At 67.3% G+C, this 21099-nt stretch carries 21 protein-coding genes, 1 tRNA gene and 2 pseudogenes; 15 read left to right on the forward strand and 9 right to left on the reverse strand.

Annotated features, from left to right (window positions below):
• Positions 1 to 459 precede the first annotated feature (459 nt).
• Complete coding sequence (locus tag AC1DVI_RS19535) at positions 460 to 1023, forward strand: DJ-1/PfpI family protein (RefSeq protein ID WP_476959394.1); 564 nt, start codon at positions 460 to 462, stop codon at positions 1021 to 1023.
• A 157-nt stretch (positions 1024 to 1180) separates the two neighbouring features.
• Here the strand turns inward: AC1DVI_RS19535 and AC1DVI_RS19540 are convergent, their stop codons facing one another.
• Entirely contained in the window at positions 1181 to 3061 is a 1881-nt protein-coding gene (locus AC1DVI_RS19540) for a PAS domain-containing sensor histidine kinase (protein WP_476959395.1), read from the reverse strand.
• A gap of 339 nt (positions 3062 to 3400) precedes the next feature.
• On the opposite strand from AC1DVI_RS19540, the gene AC1DVI_RS19545 reads away from it, so the two are divergent.
• From AC1DVI_RS19545 to AC1DVI_RS19565, 5 genes are all read left to right on the forward strand, one after another.
• Positions 3401 to 4093, forward strand: a complete 693-nt coding sequence (locus tag AC1DVI_RS19545) for a sulfite oxidase-like oxidoreductase (protein WP_476959396.1) — start codon at positions 3401 to 3403, stop codon at positions 4091 to 4093.
• A 226-nt stretch (positions 4094 to 4319) separates the two neighbouring features.
• Positions 4320 to 6041: a 2-oxoacid:acceptor oxidoreductase subunit alpha gene (locus tag AC1DVI_RS19550; protein WP_476959397.1), complete on the forward strand. Its 1722-nt coding sequence runs from the start codon at positions 4320 to 4322 to the stop codon at positions 6039 to 6041.
• Between the two features lie 20 nt (positions 6042 to 6061).
• Complete coding sequence (locus AC1DVI_RS19555; RefSeq protein WP_476959398.1) at positions 6062 to 6904, forward strand: 2-oxoacid:ferredoxin oxidoreductase subunit beta; 843 nt, start codon at positions 6062 to 6064, stop codon at positions 6902 to 6904.
• Positions 6901 to 7434: a ferritin-like domain-containing protein gene (locus tag AC1DVI_RS19560; RefSeq protein ID WP_103040092.1), complete on the forward strand. Its 534-nt coding sequence runs from the start codon at positions 6901 to 6903 to the stop codon at positions 7432 to 7434. The genes AC1DVI_RS19555 and AC1DVI_RS19560 overlap by 4 nt, the downstream gene beginning before the upstream one ends.
• Positions 7435 to 7533: 99 nt before the next feature.
• Entirely contained in the window at positions 7534 to 7740 is a 207-nt protein-coding gene (locus AC1DVI_RS19565; protein ID WP_476959399.1) for a DUF1289 domain-containing protein, read from the forward strand.
• 24 nt (positions 7741 to 7764) lie between these two features.
• Here AC1DVI_RS19565 and AC1DVI_RS19570 read toward each other — a convergent pair whose 3' ends face one another.
• Entirely contained in the window at positions 7765 to 8232 is a 468-nt protein-coding gene (locus AC1DVI_RS19570) for a PA2169 family four-helix-bundle protein (RefSeq protein WP_476959400.1), read from the reverse strand.
• 191 nt (positions 8233 to 8423) lie between these two features.
• On the opposite strand from AC1DVI_RS19570, the gene AC1DVI_RS19575 reads away from it, so the two are divergent.
• On the forward strand, positions 8424 to 8939 hold the full coding sequence (locus AC1DVI_RS19575) for a YciE/YciF ferroxidase family protein (protein WP_476959401.1): 516 nt from the start codon (positions 8424 to 8426) through the stop codon (positions 8937 to 8939).
• Between the two features lie 57 nt (positions 8940 to 8996).
• Here the strand turns inward: AC1DVI_RS19575 and AC1DVI_RS19580 are convergent, their stop codons facing one another.
• On the reverse strand, positions 8997 to 9548 hold the full coding sequence (locus AC1DVI_RS19580) for a YgjV family protein (protein ID WP_476959402.1): 552 nt from the start codon (positions 9546 to 9548) through the stop codon (positions 8997 to 8999).
• 661 nt (positions 9549 to 10209) lie between these two features.
• On the opposite strand from AC1DVI_RS19580, the gene AC1DVI_RS19585 reads away from it, so the two are divergent.
• Positions 10210 to 10389 carry a hypothetical protein gene (locus tag AC1DVI_RS19585; RefSeq protein ID WP_145623272.1) on the forward strand — a complete coding sequence of 60 codons (180 nt, stop codon included), beginning with the start codon at positions 10210 to 10212 and terminating at the stop codon, positions 10387 to 10389.
• Between the two features lie 77 nt (positions 10390 to 10466).
• Here the strand turns inward: AC1DVI_RS19585 and AC1DVI_RS19590 are convergent.
• Positions 10467 to 10543, reverse strand: a tRNA-Arg gene (locus tag AC1DVI_RS19590).
• Between the two features lie 170 nt (positions 10544 to 10713).
• On the opposite strand from AC1DVI_RS19590, the gene gpt reads away from it, so the two are divergent.
• Complete coding sequence (gene gpt, locus AC1DVI_RS19595; RefSeq protein ID WP_145623271.1) at positions 10714 to 11214, forward strand: xanthine phosphoribosyltransferase; 501 nt, start codon at positions 10714 to 10716, stop codon at positions 11212 to 11214.
• A gap of 198 nt (positions 11215 to 11412) precedes the next feature.
• On the opposite strand, the gene AC1DVI_RS19600 is transcribed toward gpt, so the two are convergent.
• The 4 genes from AC1DVI_RS19600 to AC1DVI_RS19615 form a co-directional block, all read right to left on the reverse strand.
• On the reverse strand, positions 11413 to 12258 hold the full coding sequence (locus AC1DVI_RS19600) for an ABC transporter permease (protein WP_476959403.1): 846 nt from the start codon (positions 12256 to 12258) through the stop codon (positions 11413 to 11415).
• Positions 12255 to 13202: an ABC transporter permease gene (locus tag AC1DVI_RS19605; RefSeq protein ID WP_476959404.1), complete on the reverse strand. Its 948-nt coding sequence runs from the start codon at positions 13200 to 13202 to the stop codon at positions 12255 to 12257. The genes AC1DVI_RS19600 and AC1DVI_RS19605 overlap by 4 nt, the downstream gene beginning before the upstream one ends.
• Before the next feature lie 40 nt (positions 13203 to 13242).
• Positions 13243 to 14754: an ABC transporter substrate-binding protein gene (locus tag AC1DVI_RS19610; RefSeq protein WP_476959405.1), complete on the reverse strand. Its 1512-nt coding sequence runs from the start codon at positions 14752 to 14754 to the stop codon at positions 13243 to 13245.
• 88 nt (positions 14755 to 14842) lie between these two features.
• Positions 14843 to 15589 carry a creatininase family protein gene (locus AC1DVI_RS19615; RefSeq protein ID WP_454020350.1) on the reverse strand — a complete coding sequence of 249 codons (747 nt, stop codon included), beginning with the start codon at positions 15587 to 15589 and terminating at the stop codon, positions 14843 to 14845.
• Positions 15590 to 15804: 215 nt separating this feature from the next.
• On the opposite strand from AC1DVI_RS19615, the gene AC1DVI_RS19620 reads away from it, so the two are divergent.
• Both AC1DVI_RS19620 and AC1DVI_RS19625 read left to right on the forward strand, forming a co-directional pair.
• Entirely contained in the window at positions 15805 to 16359 is a 555-nt protein-coding gene (locus tag AC1DVI_RS19620; RefSeq protein ID WP_476959406.1) for a hypothetical protein, read from the forward strand.
• Positions 16360 to 16697: 338 nt separating this feature from the next.
• Positions 16698 to 17576 (forward strand): annotated as a pseudogene (locus AC1DVI_RS19625) (ATP-binding protein); the annotation flags it as partial.
• A gap of 216 nt (positions 17577 to 17792) precedes the next feature.
• On the opposite strand, the gene AC1DVI_RS19630 reads toward AC1DVI_RS19625, so the two are convergent.
• The gene (locus AC1DVI_RS19630; RefSeq protein ID WP_476959407.1) at positions 17793 to 18146 is read right to left on the reverse strand and encodes a helix-turn-helix domain-containing protein; all 354 of its coding nucleotides are present in this window, start codon (positions 18144 to 18146) and stop codon (positions 17793 to 17795) included.
• A 151-nt stretch (positions 18147 to 18297) separates the two neighbouring features.
• On the opposite strand from AC1DVI_RS19630, the gene AC1DVI_RS19635 reads away from it, so the two are divergent.
• The 4 genes and pseudogenes from AC1DVI_RS19635 to AC1DVI_RS19650 form a co-directional block, all read left to right on the forward strand.
• Positions 18298 to 18558 (forward strand): hypothetical protein, encoded by a 261-nt coding sequence (locus AC1DVI_RS19635; RefSeq protein ID WP_476959408.1) that lies wholly within the window; start codon positions 18298 to 18300, stop codon positions 18556 to 18558.
• Positions 18559 to 18652: 94 nt separating this feature from the next.
• Positions 18653 to 19072: a hypothetical protein gene (locus AC1DVI_RS19640; protein ID WP_476959409.1), complete on the forward strand. Its 420-nt coding sequence runs from the start codon at positions 18653 to 18655 to the stop codon at positions 19070 to 19072.
• Between the two features lie 582 nt (positions 19073 to 19654).
• A complete protein-coding gene (locus AC1DVI_RS19645) occupies positions 19655 to 20212 on the forward strand; it encodes a glycine-rich domain-containing protein (protein ID WP_476959410.1) in 558 nt (185 codons plus the stop codon).
• Between the two features lie 145 nt (positions 20213 to 20357).
• Positions 20358 to 20765, forward strand: a pseudogene (locus tag AC1DVI_RS19650) (IS6 family transposase); the annotation flags it as partial.
• Positions 20766 to 21099: the final 334 nt, after the last annotated feature.

Below are 21099 nucleotides of genomic sequence, written 5' to 3' on the forward strand. Positions count from 1 at the left end.
ACGGCTGACGCTATTGACTTCAAACGGCCGGGGGGCCCGCCCCGGCCCGCTTCTTTTTGCCCGTCGCCGTTTCCGCGGCCCTTCGTTGTCACAGCCGCGCCATGACGGCATGGCTGACCTGCGCCATGCCAACCGCCACAATCGGGAAATCGTGATTAAGTCTTGAGCGCGACCGCGAAATCGCCGCGCCGGTTGCCCTTCCCCGCGGTGGGGAAGCTGCGTTGCAGTGCGGAATAAGCCATTGACTTGGGACCTCGTTGCCGCCACTTGTGTTCCATGCTCACCACAAACCGATCAGGGGCGTGACCGCCCCCCCGCCGGACCTCACCTGACGAGGGCCGGCTGCGGGTCCCATCGCCGCGCAAAGCCTTGCGCGGCGTGCGCCGTTTCTTTTCCCCAACGGCGCATTCTTCGCGATGGCCCGCGCACACTGGTTGAACGATGAAAGGACAAGACAGTATGGATCAACCCCTCGCAGGAAAGAGCATTGCCATTCTCGTCGCCAACGGCTTTGAGGAACTGGAGATGACGGAGCCGCAACGGGCTCTCCTCAAGACCGGCGCTACTCTTCGTACGATTTCTCCCGAACAGGGTCTGGTGAACGGCTGGCACGGCAAGTCCTGGGGCCACTACTTCCCGGTGGACAAGCAGGTCGGTGAGGTTCTGGGGGCCGACTATGACATGCTGCTGCTGCCGGGTGGCGAGCGCAGCGTCACCAAGCTCCAGCAGAGCGCCCACACCCGCCGCATCGTCGGCCATTTCCTGGACGCCGGCAAGCCGATCGCCGCGATCGACCAGGGCATCCAGCTCCTGGCCATCCCGGGCAAGCTGAAGGGCCGCACGCTGGCCGCCCCCGAGGCCGTCCGCGCCGAACTGGAAGCCGCCGGCGGCAACATCAGCGACGAGGCCCTGGTGGTGGACAACGTGACCATCACGGCGCTGGGCCATGACGAGTTGGCCGCCTTCGTCGAGCAGATCGTCAAGGTCTTCTCCGAGGCCGCCGCCGTGCGCAAGGCCGCCTAAGGCCAAGCCAGCTTAAGGCCAAGCCACCGCGCCTCGACAGGCTGCCCGTCTTTCCTGCGGGTTTCGTCGTGTGAGTCCACGGCCGCCGCGCGTCCAGCGCGTGCGGCCGTTGCGCGTTTCAGGGGGGCGCGTTTCAGGGGGGCGCGTTTTTCAGCCCTCAGAACGGCCGCGTGCCTCCGCCGACCCGGCAGGGCGGGAAGGTCAGGCGCACGGTCGTTCCGGCCCCAAGCCGGCTGTCGATGTGGAAGGTGCCGCCGTGCAGCGCGATCAGCGCGCGGGTCAGCGGCAGCCCCAGGCCGGAACCGCGTTCCGCCGCCCGGTCGCGGCCGTGGTTGTTATGGCCCTGGTCGCGGCCATGCACCTGCCCGAAGGCGTCCAGCGCCACCGGGATTTGTTCGGGCCTCATGCCGATGCCGTTGTCCGCGACGGTCAGCGCGATGCCGCCATCCTCCGTCAGTTCCCCGCGCACCCGCACGCACCCGTCCTTGGGCGGCGAGAACTTGATGGCGTTGCCGATCAGGTTGGTCAGCATCTGGCGGATCTGCGAGGCGTCGGCGTGCAGGCTGGGCAGATCGTCGGGAATCTCCATGCACAGCGCGACCGCCGCCTCGCACGCCCGCGGCTGCATCATGCCGAAGGTCAGGTCGACCAGCAGGGACAGGTTGCAGGCCTCCTCGTGCAGATCCATCCGCCCCGCCTCGATCCGCGCGAGGTCGAGCAGGTTGTTGATGAGGTCCAGCATGTAGACGCCGGCCGCCGCGATCTGCCCGGCATACTCGCGGTAGCGCGGGTTGTTCGGCCCCATCATCTCGTCATGGATGATCTGGGCGAAGCCGAGCACGGCGTTCAACGGCGTGCGCAGCTCGTGACTCAAGTGGTGGACATAGTCGGACTTGCGCTGGTTGGCCCGTTCGGCCTCGTCGCGGGTGACGCTCAGCTCCGCCTCGCGGGCCTTCAGATCGGTGATGTCGGCGCGGATGCCGACGGTCCCGCCTTCATGGGTCCGCCACTCCTCGATGCGTATCCAGCGCCCGTCGTGAAGCTGCACCTCCATGGGAGCGCCGGCGCTGCGGTGCTGCTCGATGCGCCGCCCGATCCAGCCGTCCAGATCGCCGTCCGGCACCTGATAGACGCCCCGCTCCACCCCGCTGCGCAGCACCTCCTCGAAACGGGCCCCCGGCGTGATGAGGTCGGTGTTGGCGGAAAACAACTCCCGGTAGCGCCCGTTGCACAGCACCAGCCGGTCCTGGGCGTCGTACAGCACGAAGCCTTCGGTGATGCATTCGATGGCGTCGGAGAGCAGATGGTGGGCGCGCCGGGCTGCGCTTTCCGCCTCCACCCGCTCCGTGACGTTGCGGATGCTGCACATCACACGGTCGCTGTCGGGCAGAGCGACCAGCCGCGCCTCGAAGAATTTGGTGCCCCCCATCTGCCCTGAGGGCGGCGGCAGCGAGAAGTCCAGGCCGATGACCGTCTGCCCCTCGTTCAGCCGCCCCAGCCCGGCGGCCAGCAGCCCGGCGGCGGGCTCGGGCAGCACCTCCTGCACGCGGTGGGCCAGGAAACGCTCGGCGGGCACGTTCAGGTCGCCGGGGCTGGCGGCGGCGAAGTCGAGGATGGTGCCGTCGCGCAGCAGTTCGAAGCGGATGTCGGGATAGGCGTAGGACAGCGCGATGAGCTGCTCGTTCAGCCGCATCATCTCCTGCCGGGCGCCGCTGTCGGCGGGGGCTTCGGCCAGGACCAGCCCGCTCGGACGCGGCGCCGGAGCCAGCCGGAGATCCACCTCCAGCGGCAGGGTCAGGGGAGCGTGGATGGTCGCCCGCACGTCCACCGTCCGCCCCGCGGCGGCCTGCTGCAGCGCGGCGGGGAACCGGCTGGACAGGCTGACCCGGACAGCGGCGGCGGGCGCGTCACGCTCCAGGCCGATCAGCGCGCGGGCGGCGCCGTTCAGCCACAGGGTCAGCCCATCGGGATCGAGCAGCCACAGCGGCGTGGCGAGCGCGTCCAGCCATTGCAAACCGGGCATATCGTCCCGCGTCATCTCCGGCCCGCCCCTATCCAACCCGCCCCTATCCAACCCAGGGGACGCCGCATCGGCTTGCGGAGCGACGGGCAGAGCGGTGGTCATGGGCGGCAACATGGCAGGTAATGCATGGCGGACATGCTATCAGAGCAAGGCAGGGCGTGAACAGGGGCAGGGCAACCGTCCGAACCGTCTATTTCCGGCCCAACCGTGGAAAATGGGACGGAAGGGTAGCGGTTCAGCCTTTCGCACCGCAAGAAACCGCGGGATCGGCGCTGACACCGGCGCCCATCCATGCATAAATCGGCATCGCTCACCAGAGACATCGCTGCCGATCCACCCTTTCGGAGGACCGCCATGGCCGAGGAGACTCCTCAAGATGGCCCGCAGGACATCCCGCAGGACGGCCAGATCCGCGACAAGCTGATCGCCACCAAGGAGCAATGGGCGCGGGAGGGCCGGGGCCTGACCGGGGAGACCGCCGACGCGGCGCGCGACCGCCTGCCGCCGGGCCAGCGCTTGGTGGAAACCTGGCCGGTGCTCGATCTCGGCATCGTTCCGCGGGTGAGCGAGGCGAACTGGACCCTGGCGGTGGACGGGCTGGTCGACACCCCCGTCACCTGGAGCTGGGCGGACCTGCAGGCCCAGCCGCGGGAGCGCGTCCTCTCCGACATCCACTGCGTCACCACATGGTCGCGCTACGACAACCGGTGGGAGGGCGTGTCCACGCGGCACCTGCTGTCGGTCGTCCAGCCGCGGCCCGAAGCGCGCTTCGTCCTCTGCCACTCCTCGGACGGCTACACCACCAACCTGCCGCTGGACGCCTTCGCGGCGGAGGACGCGCTGCTCGCCACCGGCTGGGAGGGCCAGCCGATCAGCCGCGACCATGGCGGCCCGGTCCGAGTCGTCGTGCCGAAGCTCTATTTCTGGAAGAGCGCCAAGTGGGTGAAGCGAATCGAGTTCCTGGCGGAGGATCGCCGCGGCTATTGGGAGGTCCGCGGCTATCACAATGAGGCCGACCCCTGGCGGGAAGAACGCTACAGCGAGTAGCGTGCGACGGCGCCCGCCATTCCGGTCCAGAAACAATCCCGGCAACAATCGGTGCCAAGGGATGGCCGGTCACCAAACAAGAGTTGGTCGAACCATTCCATGACGTGACTTCGCAAAATCGTGACGTCTTGCGTCCGATTTGCGCCAGATCATTTCCCTGTTCCGCAATGCTGACGTAGCCGTACGGGCGTCGGGCGACTCACATTCGGACGCAAGGGATTAACCAATGACAGTGGACTCGGTCACGATTGCCCTGGTGGGCAGCGGTGGCGCCGGCGCGATGACCGCCGGACAGATGCTGCTGGATGCCGCCGCCAACGTGGGATGGTACGGATTGATGTCGCGGTCGACCGGCCCGCAGATCCGCGGCGGTGAAGCCGCCGCCCTCGTTCGCCTGTCGCCGACACCCGTTCACGGTCCGGGGGACCGTTTCGACATCATCATCGCCTTCGACTGGCAGAATGTGGAGCGCTTCGCGGCCGAGCTTCCGCTGTCGGAGAAGAGCGTCATCATCACCGACCCCAGCCAGGGCGAGGTGCCTGCGGTCCTGGCCGCCAGCGGCGCCAAGCAGGTCGAGCTGCCGATCAAGGAACTGGCCGGGCGCATCCCCGGCGGGCGCGTCAACATGGTGGGGCTGGGCGCCGTCGCGGCGATCGTCGGCCTGCCGCGCGCCGGCATCGACGCGGTGATCCAGAAGGCGCTGGGCAAGAAGGGCGAGGCCGCCATCCAGGCGTCCAACGCCGGCATCGACGCCGGGTCCAAGGAGGCCGCCGGCTGGAACCTCGGCCTGGAGCTGGCCGCCCCCAACAAGGAGGGCGCCACCCGCTGGAACATCTCCGGCAACGAGGCCGCCGGGCTGGGCGCGCTGAAGGGCGGGGTGAAGTTCTGCGCCGCCTACCCGATCACGCCGGCGACCGAGATCCTGGAATGGCTGGCTCCCAACCTCGCCAAGACCGGCGGCAAGCTGGTCCAGGCGGAGGATGAGCTGGCCTCCATCGCCATGTGCCTGGGCGCCTCCTTCAGCGGCGTGCCCTCGATCACCGCGACCGCCGGCCCCGGCCTGTCGCTGATGACCGAATGCATCGGCCTCGGCGTCGCCTCCGAGACGCCGGTGGTGATCGTCGACGTGCAGCGGGGCGGCCCGTCCACCGGCATCCCGACCAAGTCCGAACAGTCCGACCTGAACATCGCCGTCTACGGCCTGCACGGCGACGCCCCGCATCTGGTGGTCGGCCCGACCTCCATCGCCGACTGCCTGTTCACCACCCAGTGGGCGGTGCATCTGGCCGAGGCCCTGCAGACCCCGGCCATCGTGCTGTCCGATCAGGCGATGGGCCAGTCCCGCGCCATCGTCGACAAGCCGGCCGACGCCCCCCACAAGGCGAACCGCCTGCTGGCGACCGATCTCGGCGGCGAGGCGAAGTACAAGCGCTACGCCGACACCGAGTCCGGCGTGTCCCCCGCCGCCATCCCCGGCATGCCGGGCGGCGAGCACACCGCCGACGGGCTGGAGCACGCCGAGAACGCCCTGCCCTCCTCGCAGGCGTCCGATCACCAGAAGCAGCTCGACAAGCGCCTGCGCAAGCTGACCTCCTACGACTACGGCGACGCCTGGGCCGACATCGAGGGCGAGGGCGAGATCGCCGTCGTCACCTGGGGCTCCGCCACCGGCCCGTCGCGCGAGGCGGTGCGCCGGCTGGAGGCCGCCGGCACCAAGGCCCGGCTGGTCGCCATCCGCCTGATCTCCCCGGTCCAGCCGGCCAAGCTGGCCGCGGCGCTGGACGGCGTCTCCAAGGTGCTGGTCGTCGAGCAGACGCACGGCGCCCAGTTCCACAAGTACCTGCGCGGGCATTACGACCTGCCGGGCGCGGTGTCGGTGTTCAGCCGCCCCGGCCCGCTGCCGATCCGCGCCCGCGAGGTGCACGAGACGCTTCTTTCCCTGATCTGACCGGCCGGAGCACGAAATCCATGGATACCCATCTGACCGACGATGTCGTGGGCCCGCTGCCCGGCGACTACAAATCCGACGTGAAGCCCATCTGGTGCCCCGGCTGCGGCGACTATTCCGTGCTGGCCGGCATCACCCGCGCCATGGCGAACATGGGGCTGGAGCGCCACGACACCGTCGTGGTGTCGGGCATCGGCTGCTCGTCGCGCATCCCCGCCTACACCAGCGTCTACGGCTACCACACGGTGCACGGCCGCTCGCTGGCCGTGGCCTCCGGCGTGAAGCTGGCCCGGCCCGAGCTGAACGTGCTGATCTTCGGCGGCGACGGCGACGGCTTCTCGATCGGCGGCAACCATTTCCTGCACGCCTGCCGCCGCAACGTCGACATGACCTACATCGTCATGGACAACCAGGTCTACGGCATGACCAAGGGTCAGGCCTCGCCGACCACCGAGGCCGACTGGTGCGAGTCGAAGCTGACCCCGGAAGGGCCGGGCGTCAACCCGATCCAACCGGTCGCCCTGGCGCTGGCCTGCGGCGCGAACTTCGTCGCCCGCGGCTTCGCCAACAACCCGAACGAGGTCGCCCGCCTGATCGTGGAAGGCGTGAAGCACCCCGGCTTCTCGGTCATCCACATCCTGTCCCCCTGCGTCACCTTCCGCCCCGAGCAGCGCGGCTGGAAGAGCACGGTCCACCCCTACGGCCGCGAGCCGACGGACGACCCGAACGAGGCGATGCGCGCCGTCCTCGAGGACGACGGGTTCGGCCTCGGCATCTTCCTCGCCGGCAACCGTCGTCCGTTCCAGCCGGGATCGACGGCCACCCACAGCATCGCCCAGATCGAAGAGGGGTTCGCGGTATGAAGACGAAAGTCCTGAACGGGGCCGCCAACGTCGGTCTGTTCCTGGCCCACGCGCTGGCACTGGAGATCGAGGCGGCGGAGCGCTACACCGAACTGGCCGACAGCATGGAGGCCCACAACAATGTGGAGGTCGCCAAGCTGTTCCGCGATCTGTCCACCTACTCGGCCAAACACGCCGAAGAGGTGAAGCAGATCGCCAGGGAGCACGGCGCGCTGCCCAAGGTCGCCCCCTGGGAGTTCCAGTGGGACGCCACCACCGAGTCGCCGGAAGCCGCGGCCTTCGAGAACGCCCACTATCTGATGAAGCCGCACCACGCGCTGAAGATGGCGCTGCTGAGCGAGCATCAGGGCAACAACTACTACGCCTCGGTCGCCGCCGAGACGAAGGACCCGGAGGTCGCCCGCCTTGCTCGCGAGTTCGCGGAGGAGGAGGCCGGCCACGTCGCCCTGGTCCGCAAATGGCTGGAACGCTACCCGGCCCCGAAGGACGACTGGTCGGACGATCCCGACCCGCCCAACATCTCCGACTGAAACGATCGGGCAAAAGGCCTTTAAGATTGAGGCGGAGAGCCGACGGATGGTAAGGACGGGACGGCCCAGCGCCGTCCCGTTTCCTTTTGGCCTTTGGTAATGACCACCGGAACCCCCGACACCGCGCCCGCCGTCCTCGTCCCGTCCCCCTGCATCAGCGTCTGCAAGCTGACCGCCGACCGCGCCTATTGCATCGGCTGCCTGCGCACGCTGGAGGAAATCCGCGGCTGGAAGCACATGGATGCCGACCAGAAGCGCGCCCTGCTGGCGGATCTGGAGAACCGGCAGGCCGCCGCCGCGGAGTGACCGTCCCTCAACCGGCTTCTTTCGTCAGGCCGCCGCACCGCGCAGCAGGGTCATGCGGTCGCGGTCGGCGCGGATGCGGTCGAGATGCTGGATCGCCACCGCGGTGATCGGCAAAGGCAGTTCCTTGGCCAAGGCCTCCTCGTAGGCACGGACGCATTCGCCCTCGCCGCGCTGCACCTCGGCCAGGATCGCCTCGCGGTCGTGGCCCAGCACATTGGTCTTGAGTTCCAAAAAGAAGCGGTGCGCGCCGCCCATCACGGTGCCGCCCATGTCCGGCGCCCCGCCCTGTTCGGCGACGAGGCGCTGCACCTCCCGCACGATGGCGCCGCGCTGGGCGGCGAGATCATTGAACAGCGCCTTCAGATCCTCGTCCTCCAAGGCTTCCGCGGCCTGACGATAGGCTTCGTGGCTGTCCTCGACGATGCGGATCAGATCGTTGAGGGTATCGACGATCTGGTCCTTTCCCATCATGGCCGGTTCATTTGCCGACATGGCCGCTCCCTCCCCTGGCAGTCTGCCCATCCGCTTTGAAAAACCTCCCGCCCCGGTGAAGGTTCCTTGATGCATTCGAAGGGTGCTCCGGTTGGACGGGCCGCATCGCCCGATGGTGACGAACCGCCGTCCCGCCTGTTGTCGCTCCATCCCCAATGGACTGTCCGATAACGCAACGAGGGAGAGGACCTGTGGCCAACACCACCAAGGAAACCCTGATCGACTGGCTCCGCGACGCCCACGCCATGGAAAGCCAAGCCGTCGAGATGCTGGAGCGGCAGGCGGAACGCATCAAGAACTACCCGGATGTCCTCGCCAAGGTGCAGGAACACATCGAGGTGTCGAACCGGCAGGCCGACCGGCTGAAGCAGTGCCTGCAGCGTCTGGGCACCGACACCTCGGCCATCAAGACCGGCGTCGCCATGCTGATCGGCAACGCCCAGTCTCTGTCCGGTGTCATCGCGTCGGACGAGATCGTTAAGGCGTCGATCTTCGACTATTCCTTCGAGCATTTCGAGATCGCCAACTACCGCGCCCTGATTTCCGCCGCGGAACAGGCCGGGGAACCGGAGATCGCCCGCATGCTGCAGCCGAGCCTGGACGAGGAGCTGGAAATGGCGGCGTGGCTGGAACAGCGCCTGCCGCAGCTCACCAAGACCTATCTGGAGCGCCGGGAAACCGCCGGCACCGCCGAAGCGAAGCGCTGATACCAAAACATCGTCAAAGCCGCGCCGGGGCGCCGTCCCCGGCGCGGTTTCCGTTCGTCAATGCACCGCCAGCGCCGAATGCCGGCGAACCGCCGGGCGGGCGCGCCACAGGCTGAGCAGATGGCCGGACAGGGTCATCGCGTCCGACGCCAGCCCGAAAGCCGAACCGGCCAGCGCGTTGTGGCCGGCCCCCACCACCGTCGAGGACAGGAAGAACAGCCGCATCCGCCCGACCGCGCTCTGCCAGCGCCCGATGGTCCCCAGGATGAAGCCCACCGCCGACAGGGCGGACATCGGCCCCTGCCACGTCGCCGTCGCGACGGCCAGCGCCGCCGGTACGGTCAGGGCGAACAGGACGCGCAGCCAGCGCGGCCGCCGTTCCGGATAGGCGGCGGCCATCTGCGCGAGGCCGAGCGCGCACATCAACATGCCCGTGTGGGCTCCCAAAGCGAAGAAATGGAGGACGAACAGCGCGCCGGCACCGGCCTGCGCGATCAGGATCGTCCGCCGGTCCTGAAGCAGCGTGGACAGGACGCCCAACGCCAGACCGGCAAGCCCGCTCACCGCGACCAGCGACAGGGACGGCAGGTAGTGCAACAGGAAAACCATGGATAGCGCCTTCACCCTTCAAAAAATGCTGCGCCGCAGCAAAAATGCCGCGGCGAAGGGGGCGGACGCTAGGCGCCGATGGTTAACCGGCTGTGAATCGGGGTGTGATCAAGAGTGGGCGCACCGTCCCGTCGCACTGACTTGGGTTAAGGGAAAAAAACGTTTAATGCCAACGATCTCGGGACCTATGGCCTGACCATGGGCATACCCCTGTGGTCGGGGGCACCCCATGGGCATTTCACCTTTGCGACGTTTCCCCGAAACGGCCGGGCCGTCATTCTTCGCACCGCAAGATGACACGCCCAACAAAACACACGCTCTCGACGCCGTGCCTTCCCGAAACGCCGTGCCTGAGACGCCTCTGGAATAAGACGCTCTGGAAGAGATGCCCTATGACCCAGCTGACGAAACGGGACGCCACACGTCTTCCCGCACCACCCACCTGTTGCCATTGTGGGAAGCCTTTGCGGGCCGGGGAACCGCATTGGGCCGGCGATAGCGAGAACCGCCCCTGGCACTATGGCTGCGCCGAGCGGGTCGGCCTGACCATGTCCTGGACGCGGGTCCGCCATCGCCGCGCGATCGTCGCGGGAGTATGACCGCGCCGCGCTGTTACCTCCCTGGCCGAGATCCATCGGCAGGACTTCAAAAAGGGGAAAGCATGAAGGGGACACCGCAAAGCATCTGGCTGTCCATGGCCAACCGGTCGGCCAGCCAGGCGATCGGCTTCTGGAGCGGCGTGTTCAACGCCGCCGCCCGGCGCAACCAGACCACCCTGTTCAACGCCATGACCAAACCGCCCAAGGCGAAGCGCGCGGCACCGAAAAAGAAAAGCCGCTGAGGCAAACCCCGGTGAGGCAAACACCAGAAAGCACAAAAGCCGCCTAAGGGCGGCTTTCTTGTGCAGATTGGAAGGAATGGCGCGCCCGAAGAGATTCGAACTCCTGACCCCCAGATTCGTAGTCTGGTGCTCTATCCAGCTGAGCTACGGGCGCATTCCTGTTTGTCTTCCCGGCGGCGGCGGTGACCGTCCGTCGTCGAGGCGCGCAACTTACTCAAAAGGATTCCGGGCTGCAAGACCTTTTTTCGCCTTTTCACGCGGTCGATTGCCCGGCGCTGGGGCTTGCGGTATAAGCGGCGCACGTTTCTTTCGGAGTCCATAGCCGTGCCAGAAGCCGTTCCGTTCAACAAGCACTTCCCGGTGTCGTGGGAGGAGCTTCACCGCAACGCCAAGGCGTTGGCCTGGCGCCTGATCGACAAGGGTCCGTGGAAGGGCATCATCGCCATCACCCGCGGCGGCCTCGTCCCGGCGGCCATCATCGCGCGCGAGCTTGAGCTGCGCATGATCGACACCGTCTGCGTCTCCAGCTACGACCATCAGAACCAGCGCGAGGCGATGGTGCTGAAGGGCGTGGAGGGCGCCAACGCCGGGGATGGCGAAGGCTGGCTGATCATCGACGATCTGGTCGACACCGGGAAGACCGCGGTGGTCGTGCGCAAGATGCTGCCCAAGGCGCATTTCGCCACCGTCTACGCCAAGCCGCTGGGGCGTCCGCTGGTCGACACCTTCATCACCGAGGTGAGCCAGGACACCTGGATTCACTTCCCCTGGGACATCGAGCTGCAATTCTCCCAGCCGATCGCCAAGCTGCATCGCGGCGCCTGAAACGTCCCTCTCCCGCCCCGGGAGAGGGTGGCCCAAAGGGCCGGGTGAGGGTCGAACAAGGATCAAGGCGCTGATTCTCGACGGTACCCTCACCCTCCCGCCGCTTTGCGGCGGGTCCCTCCCTCTCCCGGGACGGGAGAGGGGACTGTGGTGACCTCGCCTGACACTTGACACAAGCCAAACCGTCTTGTGTCAAGTCTACAGCAGCCCCGCCGAACGGTGGCGCGGGTCGAGCGCGTCGCGCAGACCGTCGCCCAGCAGGTTCAGCCCCAGCACCGTCACCGCGATGGCCGCCCCCGGAAAAATCGCCTGGAGGGGGGAGGTGAACAGGAAGGTCTGCGCGTCGCCCAGCATCTTGCCCCAGGAGGGCGAGGGCGGCTGGATGCCCAGCCCCAGATAGCTCAGCGCCGCCTCGTTCAGCACCGCCACCGCGAACAGCACCGTCCCCTGGACGATCACCACCCCGGCGATGTTGGGCAGCACATGCACCAGCGTCACCGACAGCGGCCCGCGCCCCAGCGCCAGCGCCGCCCGCACGAAGTCCCGCCGCCACACGGCCAGCGCCGCCCCACGCGCCACCCGCGCGAAGACCGCGGCGTTGAACAGGCCGAGCGCCAGCACGACGTTCACCGCCCCCGCCCCCAGCGCCGCCGTCAGCAGGATCGCCGTCAGCACCGCGGGAAAGGCGAACAGCAGGTCGCCCAGCCGGGCCACCGCCTCGTCCCCCCAGCGCCCCCAGGCGGAGGCGGCCAGCCCCAGCGGCACGCCCAGCAGAGCGCCCAGCGCCACCGCCGCCGCCCCGACGGCCAGCGAATTGCGGGCGCCGACCAGGATCATCGACAGCACGTCGCGCCCGAAATGGTCGGTGCCCAGCCAATGGACCGGCCCCGGCGGGCGCAGCCGGGCGACCACCCGCACCTGCTCCGCCGGAAAGGGCGTCCAGACCAGCGACAGCAGCGCCGCCCCGACCACCAGCGCGGTCAGCAGCCCGCCCAGCAGCAGGCTGACCGGCAGGCGCCTCAGCCGTTTTATGAACTCCGTCATGCCGTTACCCGCGGGCGCGGGTCGATGGCGGCGCAGGCGATGTCGACCAGCGCGTTGACCGCCACCACCGTCACCGCCAGCAGCACGACGACGCTCTGCACCACGATCAGGTCGTGCTGGCCGATGGCCTGATAGAGCAGCCGCCCCAGCCCCGGCAGGGTGAAGACGTTCTCCACCACCACCGCCCCGGCGACGAGGAAGGAGAATTGCAGGCCGAGGATGGTGGCGACGGGGATCAGCGCGTTGGGAAGCACATGGCGGCGCAGCACCACGCGGCGCGGCAGGCCCTTGGCGACCGCGGTGCGCACATACTCCTCGCGCAGCGTGTCGAGCGCCGCGGTGCGGGTGATGCGGGCCAGGATCGCCGCCTCCGGCAGAGCCAGCGCCACGGCGGGCAGCAGCAGCGCCTTCAGCGCCGGCCCCGCCCCGGCCTCCCAGCCCGGAAAGCCGCCGGCGGAGAACCAGCCCAGCCGCACGGAGAACAGCAAGATCAACAGGATGGCGAACCAGAAGCCGGGCACCGCGATGCCCATCTGCCCGAAGGCCATGACCGCCCAGTCCCCAGCCCGCCCCTGCCGCCCGGCGGCGAACAGGCCGAGCGGGATGGCGATTCCCGCCGAGAGGACCAGCGCCAGCCCGGCCAGCGGCAGGGTGATGGCCAGCCGGTCGGCGACCAGCCCGGCGACCGGCCTCGCGTAGGTCAGGCTGGTCCCGAAATCGCCCTGCAGCATCCCGCCGACCCAGCCGGCGTAGCGGGCGGGCCAGGGCCGGTCGAGCCCCATCTGGGCGCGCAGGGCGGCCACCGCCTCCGGCTGCGCGCTGGTGCCCAGCATGACCAGGGCGGGGTCGCCGGGGATCGCCTCCAGCACGGCGAAGACCACCAGCGTGGCCAGCCACGCCGTCAGCGCCAGGGTCAGCAGACGCCGCACCAGGAAGGCGAACACGCGGGTCAGCCCCCGCCGGGTCCGGTCCGGCCGCGCCGGATCACTTCCACCGGACGCCCGTCACGTCGTTGGCCTGGATCGGGCGGTTGACCCACATGCCCTGCACCGCCGACTTCTGCACGATGGCCGCGGGCAGCATGAAGAGGAAGCCGTTCACCGCGTCCTCGGCCAGGATGCGCTGCTGCTCGCCGTAGAGGGCGTTGCGCTTGGCAGGGTCCTGGGTGCGGTCCAGCTCCGCCCCCACGGCGTTGAAACGCTCGCTGCGGTAGTTGAAGTAGTAGTCGGGGCGCCCGTAGATGTCGATGTCCAGCGGCTCGGTGTGGGCGATCAGGGTCAGGTCGTAATCCTTGCCCTTGAACACCTTCTCCAGCCAGGGCGCCCATTCCATCGGCTCGATCGTCACGCGGATGCCGACCTCGGCCAGCATGGCGGCGATCAGCTCGCCGGAGCGGCGGGCGTAGATCGGCGGCGGCAGGCGCAGCGTCGTCGCGAACCCGTCCGGAAGGCCGGCCTCGGCGAGCAGCGCCTTGGCCTTGTCCGGGTCGTAGGGGTAGAGGCCGGTCAGGTCGACGTAGCCGGCGCGGTGCGGCGGGAAGTGGCTGCCGATGGCCGAACCGTTGCCGAACAGCACGCCGTCGATCAGCGTCTTGCGGTCGATGGCGTGGGCCATGGCCCGACGCACCCGCAAGTCGTCGAAGGGCTTGCGGGCGTTGTTGGTGCCGAGGATCGTCTCCCCCTCCGTCGTGCCGACCATGACGGTGAAGGCTCCGTCGTCGCGGAACTGGGGCAGCGCCTCGTAGGTGTCGAACTGGGGGAAGCTGTCGATGTCGCCGGCCTTCAGCGCGGCGACCTGGGCCGCCGGGTCGCTGATGAAGCGGAAGGTCACGCGCTCCAGCGCCGGCTTCGGCCCGTCATAGTCGGGGTTGCGCACCAGCACCACCCGGTCGCCGGCCACCCAGCGCTCGAACTTGAAGGGGCCGGTGCCGACCGGGGTCTGCTTGTTGGCGCCCGCCGTCTCCGGCGCGACGATGGCGGCGTCGCCCGACGCCATGTGGAAGAGGAACAGCCCGTCGGGCCGCGACAGCGTGACCACCACGGTCTGGGCGTCGGGCGCCTCGACCCCGGCGATGGCGGCGAAATAGCCCTTCTGCGCGTTGACCGACTCGGCGCCGCGCGCGCGGTCGAGCGAGAATTTCACGTCCGCCGAATCGGCGTCGCTGCCGTCGTGGAACTTCGCCGCCTTGCGCAGGTGGAAGGTGTAGGTCAGCCCGTCCGCCGACACCTCCCACGTCTCGGCGAGGCCCGGCACCACCTTGCCTTCGGCGTCGATGCGGGTCAGCGGCTCGTACAGGTTGGCGTAGGTCACCTCGTCGATGGCCGCCGCCGCCCCGGCCGTGGGATCCAGGTGCGGCGGCTCCAGCCGCATCCCGACCACCAAGTCGGTGCGGGGGGCCGCCTGTGCGAGGACCGGACCGGCGGCCAGCGCGCCGGCCAGCCCGAGGACCGCTCCCATGGTGATGGCGAGCGCGGCGCGCCTCTGGCGGTTCGGCATGACGGCTGTTTCCCCCAATCGTTGTCTCGGCGCGGGATGATGCGGTGAAGCCCCGCCCGAGTTCAAGGCCGCAGGCAGGCTTTTCCGCTCAGGCCTCCGCCATGAAGGCGCCGTACTGGCGGGAAATCGCCTCCACCGCCGTGTCGAACAGGCGCTTGCCGTGCTCCGGCGAGGCGAGGCCGGGGGCGGAGCCGATGCGCCCGTCCGGGTGGCGGCGGCGGAAGTCGCGAGCGTCGTAGAAGCCGCCGGGCGACGCGGTTTCCGGGTCCATCGCCGCCGTCTTGATCGACTCGGGATAGGCGTACTGGGTCAGCGACACCTCGCTGGGCGTGGCGTGGGAGCCCTCCTTGCCGCCGAACAGCTCCCGCGACAGGCGGCCGATCTCCTGGTTCTCCCACCAGTTGACCAGGGTGCAGCGCAGCTCCGGCGCCTGCCGGCCGCGCAGGGCGCGGTTCTCCGCGTAAATCTCGTAGAAGGCGGCGCGGACCGACGCGACGTTGCCGCCATGGCCGTTGACGAAGAAGAATCGCTCGAACCCATGCTCGGCCAGCGACATCACATAGTCGCGCAGCAGGGCGATCAGGGTGGAGGGCTTCAGCGTCATCGAGCCGGCGAAGTCCATGTGGTGCACGGCCATGCCCACCGGGATGGTCGGCCCGACCATGGCCCCGGTGGCGTCGCCGACGCCGCGGGCCACCACCTCGGCGCAGATGGCGTCGGTGCCGATCAGGCCGTTCGGCCCATGCTGCTCGGTGGAGCCGATGGGCAGGATGATGCCCTTGGAGGTCTTCAGGTAAGCCTCGGCCTCGGCCCAGGTGCTGAGAAGAAGCTGCACGGTCCCGGTTCCTTGTTCGGTGTGTTCTTCCCCAAAGATAGGGCAGATCAACCCAGCTTCCCAAAAATCCGTTTCCCGCGTCCTCATGGAGGAGGGGCCGGATCGAGTGGAAATTTATCCAGCATGATATCCATTTGATGATTTTTTATCATCAATATACAACTTTGCGGCGTTAATCTCCCCATCCGGCCCAACCGGAACCCAAGGTCAACGATATGCATGCCGAGCCAGAAGCCGCTGAAAGCAATGATGACGTGTTTGTCGCCTACGCCTCGCGGCCACGGCAGTTTCTCTTTTTATCGCTGCAAGTCTTTTCAGCGGCTTGGGGATTTTATCTGTTCAAGATTTCCGAGATGTCGGCGCTCGGCGCATGGCTGGGCATTGCCACAGTTGTTTTCTCCGTCATGGCATCAACAGAAACCATATCCCTTTTGATCCGCAAGGGTCCGATGATCAAAGCAGACAAAAGTGGATTGTTCATTTATGGCCAGACCATAAAGCCGGTGCCATGGGAGGACATAGCGTCTGCCGATCATGGGATGGTGCTGAACACGCCTGACGTTCCAACCACATACATATTGAAGGTCACGGAAGCTGGCAGGCATCGTCTTCGGCCAAGTTATGCCAGCGCCTATACAAGGCGTCGTCTGAGGCTCAGCAGCTTTGGCTCCACCGCATCGGGAAAAGACATCCGGCGCATTCTGAAGATGCATATCCCGCATGTGCTCTGGCACATCGCATCGGACAGAGGGGATAAGAGAGTCGAATAAAGTCCACACAAATCCATTTCACGGGTTCTCCGGAAATCGGAACGTGGATGGACGGCGCAAAAGGAATGGCCTTGCATGAGGTGGGCTCGCATCGGAACTGGCTTGGTGATGCCGACTGCCGGTCTGGTCTGGCTGGCCACCTTTCATCCTCTCCCGTCCGAGGCGGAGAAGCTTCATAAGCGTGTGTCAATCAGCAGACCGATTGACGCAACCCAATTGACAGCGGCCGGATGGGACCGGGTGTGTGCGCAACAAAGCCATGAGCGCACCCGTCGCGCTGGCATGTTTCCAAAAGCTTCCATACACTTGCGTGCATTTCCCAAAGCATGGCGTCTGGTATGGTTGCGCGGATCAACACGGTTGCGTTCCAGGGCATCGAGGTTCTGGACATCGACGTTCAGGTGCAGATGTCCGGTGGCATCGTCGCCTTCACCGTCGTCGGCCTGCCTGACAAGGCGGTGGGCGAGAGCCGGGAACGGGTGCGGGCGGCGCTGCACGCGCTCGGCCTCGCCCTGCCGGCCAAGCGAATCACCGTCAACCTCGCCCCGGCGGACGTGCTGAAGGAAGGCAGCCATTTCGACCTGCCCATCGCGCTGGCCCTGCTGACCGTCATGGGCGTGCTGCCCGATCTGGAGATGAGCCGCTATTGCGCGCTGGGCGAGCTGGCGCTGGACGGGGCGCTGACACCGGTGGCCGGGGTGCTGCCCGCCGCCATCAACGCGCTGGCCCACGACCGCGGGCTGATCTGCCCGGAGGCCTGCGGCGGCGAGGCGGCCTGGGCGGGGGAGGGGCTGGACGTGCTGGCGCCCGCCACGCTGCTCGCCCTCATCAACCATTTCCGCGGCCAGCAGGTGCTGACCCGCCCGCGACCGCGCCTCCAGGAAAGCGCCGAGGCGCCGCTTGACCTGCGCGACGTGAAGGGCAACGAGACGGCCAAGCGCGCGCTGGAAGTCGCCGCCGCCGGATCGCACAATCTGTTGATGATCGGGCCGCCCGGCTCCGGCAAGTCGATGCTGGCCGCAAGGCTGCCCGGCCTGCTGCCGCCGCTCGACCCGGCGGAGGCGCTGGAGGTCTCGATGATCCACAGCGTTGCCGGGCTGCTGGAAGGCGGCAAACTGCTGCGCCAGCGTCCCTACCGCTCGCCGCACCAGTCGGCCAGCCTGCCCGCCCTGGTCGGCGGCGGCTGTGAAATCCAGCTAAAAACTGGACTCGTCAGCGAAAATCCGGACCAGTTCGGCTAAACCTTGGACTCGTTCACGGCCAGCCGGTGCCCTTGGGCACGGTGTAGAGCAGCAGGGACCCGATCGTTGGTACCCTGAGGTAAAAGCTTCCTCCGGCCAGTGGCAGAGCTTCGGTGCGCTGTGAGGCCCGACGTGGTCGTCGAGGTCCGGGCCGCGGCGATGCGTCGACGGGACGTCATGGTGGAGCCTCACTCACGGCCGCAACCGCCGCCCCTGTGCCAACGCCTCCACCTGCCGCACCGCAATCTCCAGGTCAGCGTCGGCGAGCCCGTCGGCGAGGGCGAGCAGCCTAGCGCGCAGCTCCGCGCGCCGGGACGACACCGCCGCCGCGCCCACCTCCTCGAACAAGCTGCCGAGCGGCAAGTCGAGCACGCGGCCCAACTGCTCCAACGTGTCCAGGCCGGGGAAGGCTCTTCCACGCTCAAGGTTCGACACCGTCTCGACGGTGCGAGCTATGGCCTCGGCGACCTGCTCCTGGGTCAGGTTGAGGGCCAGGCGGCGGGCGCGCAGCCGCACGCCGAGAAGTTGCTTCAGGTCTTGCGCCATAACCCGAACTGTCCTTTCGGGCAGGGCGCTTGACCATAGGGTCACTTTTCGGCTTATCTTCAGAACCCGAAAATGAAGGTCGGGGCAACGGCTCCCGCGTGCGTCGCTCGCCGGGCGATCCCGCTTGCCCGTACAGGAGGCTCGGAGCGGCATGATGGTGGCGGAACAGTTTCAGGCGGCCTGGGAGCAGACGTTGGCGTGGCTGAAGGGCAGCGGCCGGTCGGCCTGGGACGGGTATGAGGTTGGGCAACTGTTGCAGCGGGCCGGGGTAAAATACAATTGGCGCCTGATCGCGCGAACGGCCGACACCAACGAACGCGAGTGGCGGGAGGCTCAGATGGCGTGGGTGGGCAAACTGGCGGATCTTGGCGCCCCAGAAAGCCTGCTCGCGACCGTCCGGGTGGTGGAATGAGGCGCTGCGACCGAGTCCGCGGTCCCCGGTCGCGGGACGGCGCTCTTCGTAAGTGGCGCCATGGTTCGGCCACGGTTTTGAAGGAAGCGCGCGAATGAGCCGAACGCCCACGAGCCCGGTCATCCACCGCTTGGCAACGGTCAAGCCCTCGCCCGCCGAGTGCGACCGCTGGCTCTTGCACGCCCGGCGGCATGGCTTGTCCCTGCCGGAGTACCTGCGGCTGATCGGGACGCGCACCGCCGCGCCGGCGACCGCCCCGGCCATTCCGGCGAACCGGTTCGTCGTCACGCTGCCCGGCCGCCAACTGCGCCGTCGCCTCGGGCGCATGCTGGACTTAGCGCGGGTGCAACGCCGCCCCGTTCTTCTCCGCGGCTCGCCCAGCCCAGGCATTGGCCGGCGCATCCGGAGCCACCGGCTCGCCCCCTTCCAGCCGCGCTTCCGCGACCAGTACGCGGTTCTGCCGATCCCGCCGCTGCCGCATCACCGCCGACCGCTGCGACCGTCAGCACCGTAAGGGTCACCACCCGGACCGAGAACTCTGGTATGGCGCGACAATCAGGATGGAGAGCGCGACGATCAGGATGAGACGGTCTGGGGTCGCGATCTTGGTATGATTGACGCTGGTGCGGCTGGGTTTCAAGCGTCCTGTCGCGGAACGTCAATCAGGTTTGCGTTGATTGTCGCGCGCGAGGGTGGCCGCTGAGGCTGTCGCCATGGCGTCCGGCCCTTCGAACTGGCTGAGAAGCGACAGGTCAAGCACGCGGCTGAGAGGCTCGAGCGTGTCGATCGCGGGGAATGCTGTTCCTCTCCAGATGCTTCACCCCAAGCGCAGGCCGCTCGCGGTAATCTTTGACGGTGGAGAAAACACACCCACAGACTCTGAGCAAAATCATCCCTTCACCGCGTACAAATGAGTATGCCGCATATGGCATCGACCTTCCTTATCAAATCATGCGTATGTATTCCCGTCATATTTTCATTCACTTGAACGCGAAGCGCAATTTTGCTTCCCTTGCATTTGAGCAAAGCCACTCGGTAATGTGGGTCGCTCTTTGCCCCGCGAAGGGGCTGACCAGAAGACAAGGACGGCAAGAGCATGCACGACGTCGATTTGAAGGACCTGAAAATCAAGGTGATGGAAGCCGAAGTGGCCGTAAGCCGCATCGATCTTTCGCTCATCAAACGAAAGATGGTCGAAACTTTCGGCTGGAACGCCGACGTGGTGGACACCATGGACGACCGCTACCGGAAGTTCCTGTCCGTGCAGGCGGCGATGCGAGCGCTGGGCGCGTCGTTCGAACTGGTTCCGGATCGCATGATCGACGAGATCTGGCATATGCACATCCTTGACACACGCAAGTATGCCGCCGACTGCGCCGCATTGTTCGGCGACGTTCTTCACCATGATCCGTACTTCGGCATGATGGGCGAGGCCGACCGAACCGCCTGGAGCGCACAGGCAAACCGCTGCGATCACCTCTGGTACGAGTTGTTCGGCACGCCGCTGTATCCTGGCACCGACCAGGACGGCGACGATGACGCCTACGCGCTTGACCGGGAGTTCCACCGCACGATGTCGCAGGCGCTCTTGCGTTCCGATCAGCCGACGCTCGCCCGGTGCCGGACGCAATGCAAGCCAGTGCGGTGCAAGTAACAGGCGCTGCCAGCCAAGCTGGGGGTTGGGCATGGCCGTGTGGCCGTGCCCTTTGCCCCACAGGACGGTTCCGTTTAGAAGGCGCGGCGACGGCATCGTCACGTCAACGGTGGCGGCCTGTCGTTCGTGAAGGTAACCTCGCGGGATATCGCCGCTCTCGTACGCCCGCCACCAGTTCCTGCCTGCGGTCATTCAGCACGCGATCCGGCTGTATCTCGGGTTCACGTTGAGCTACCGCGATGTCGAGGAACTCCTGGCGGAACGCGGCATCGACGTGTCCTACGAAACGGTGCGCCGCTGGGTGCTGAAGTTTGGGCCGACGGTCGCCCGGAACCTGCGGCGCTTGCGGCCGACGCCCAGCCCGCGCTGGCATCTGGACGAAATGGTCGTGCGCATTGGCGGCCGGCTGATGTATCTGTGGCGGGCCGTCGACGATGAAGGCGAAGTGCTGGAGGCGCTCGTCCAGCGTCGGCACGACAAAGCCGCGGCCATCAAGCTGATGCGCAAACTGCTCAATAAGCACGGCTTCGCGCCAACCCAGGTCACCACCGATTAGCTGCGGTCCTATGGGGCTGCCTTCGTCCGGGCGCAGGCGATGGCCGAATGTCGGGCCGCCACCGCTGCGGCGTGAACCCGTCGGAGGCTCGCGGATCTTTGCGCATCAGAATCGTTCCCGTGACAGAGCCCTGTAAAGCCCTTTGGGCGATGGCTGGCTCCAACCTACCCTTCGGCTGGGGGAGGTGCCCGTTAGGTTGAGAGCCGTGCTCTCCAACCCCGCTTCTTCCGCACTGTTGACGGCTTATTCCGCTCCTGGTAGACGGATGGGGCCTTATACCATGCACACATACGCGACTCGTCGCGATTTCTGCTCCATGGGTGCTCCGTCC

The sequence above is a fragment of the Azospirillum sp. P4_B5 genome (genome assembly GCF_056402275.1).

Coding starts and splice junctions, on each gene's coding strand:
- AC1DVI_RS19580 (WP_476959402.1), bottom strand. CDS start 9,548: ATGGTTTTCCTGTTGCACTACCTGCCGTCCCTGTCGCTGGTCGCGGTG.
- AC1DVI_RS19545 (WP_476959396.1), top strand. CDS start 3,401: ATGGCCGAGGAGACTCCTCAAGATGGCCCGCAGGACATCCCGCAGGAC.
- AC1DVI_RS19560 (WP_103040092.1), top strand. CDS start 6,901: ATGAAGACGAAAGTCCTGAACGGGGCCGCCAACGTCGGTCTGTTCCTG.
- AC1DVI_RS19565 (WP_476959399.1), top strand. CDS start 7,534: ATGACCACCGGAACCCCCGACACCGCGCCCGCCGTCCTCGTCCCGTCC.
- AC1DVI_RS19630 (WP_476959407.1), bottom strand. CDS start 18,146: ATGGCGCAAGACCTGAAGCAACTTCTCGGCGTGCGGCTGCGCGCCCGC.
- AC1DVI_RS19635 (WP_476959408.1), top strand. CDS start 18,298: ATGATGGTGGCGGAACAGTTTCAGGCGGCCTGGGAGCAGACGTTGGCG.
- AC1DVI_RS19640 (WP_476959409.1), top strand. CDS start 18,653: ATGAGCCGAACGCCCACGAGCCCGGTCATCCACCGCTTGGCAACGGTC.
- AC1DVI_RS19540 (WP_476959395.1), bottom strand. CDS start 3,061: ATGACGCGGGACGATATGCCCGGTTTGCAATGGCTGGACGCGCTCGCC.
- AC1DVI_RS19555 (WP_476959398.1), top strand. CDS start 6,062: ATGGATACCCATCTGACCGACGATGTCGTGGGCCCGCTGCCCGGCGAC.
- AC1DVI_RS19585 (WP_145623272.1), top strand. CDS start 10,210: ATGAAGGGGACACCGCAAAGCATCTGGCTGTCCATGGCCAACCGGTCG.
- AC1DVI_RS19645 (WP_476959410.1), top strand. CDS start 19,655: ATGCACGACGTCGATTTGAAGGACCTGAAAATCAAGGTGATGGAAGCC.
- AC1DVI_RS19535 (WP_476959394.1), top strand. CDS start 460: ATGGATCAACCCCTCGCAGGAAAGAGCATTGCCATTCTCGTCGCCAAC.
- AC1DVI_RS19570 (WP_476959400.1), bottom strand. CDS start 8,232: ATGTCGGCAAATGAACCGGCCATGATGGGAAAGGACCAGATCGTCGAT.
- AC1DVI_RS19600 (WP_476959403.1), bottom strand. CDS start 12,258: ATGACGGAGTTCATAAAACGGCTGAGGCGCCTGCCGGTCAGCCTGCTG.
- AC1DVI_RS19620 (WP_476959406.1), top strand. CDS start 15,805: ATGCATGCCGAGCCAGAAGCCGCTGAAAGCAATGATGACGTGTTTGTC.
- AC1DVI_RS19550 (WP_476959397.1), top strand. CDS start 4,320: ATGACAGTGGACTCGGTCACGATTGCCCTGGTGGGCAGCGGTGGCGCC.
- AC1DVI_RS19610 (WP_476959405.1), bottom strand. CDS start 14,754: ATGCCGAACCGCCAGAGGCGCGCCGCGCTCGCCATCACCATGGGAGCG.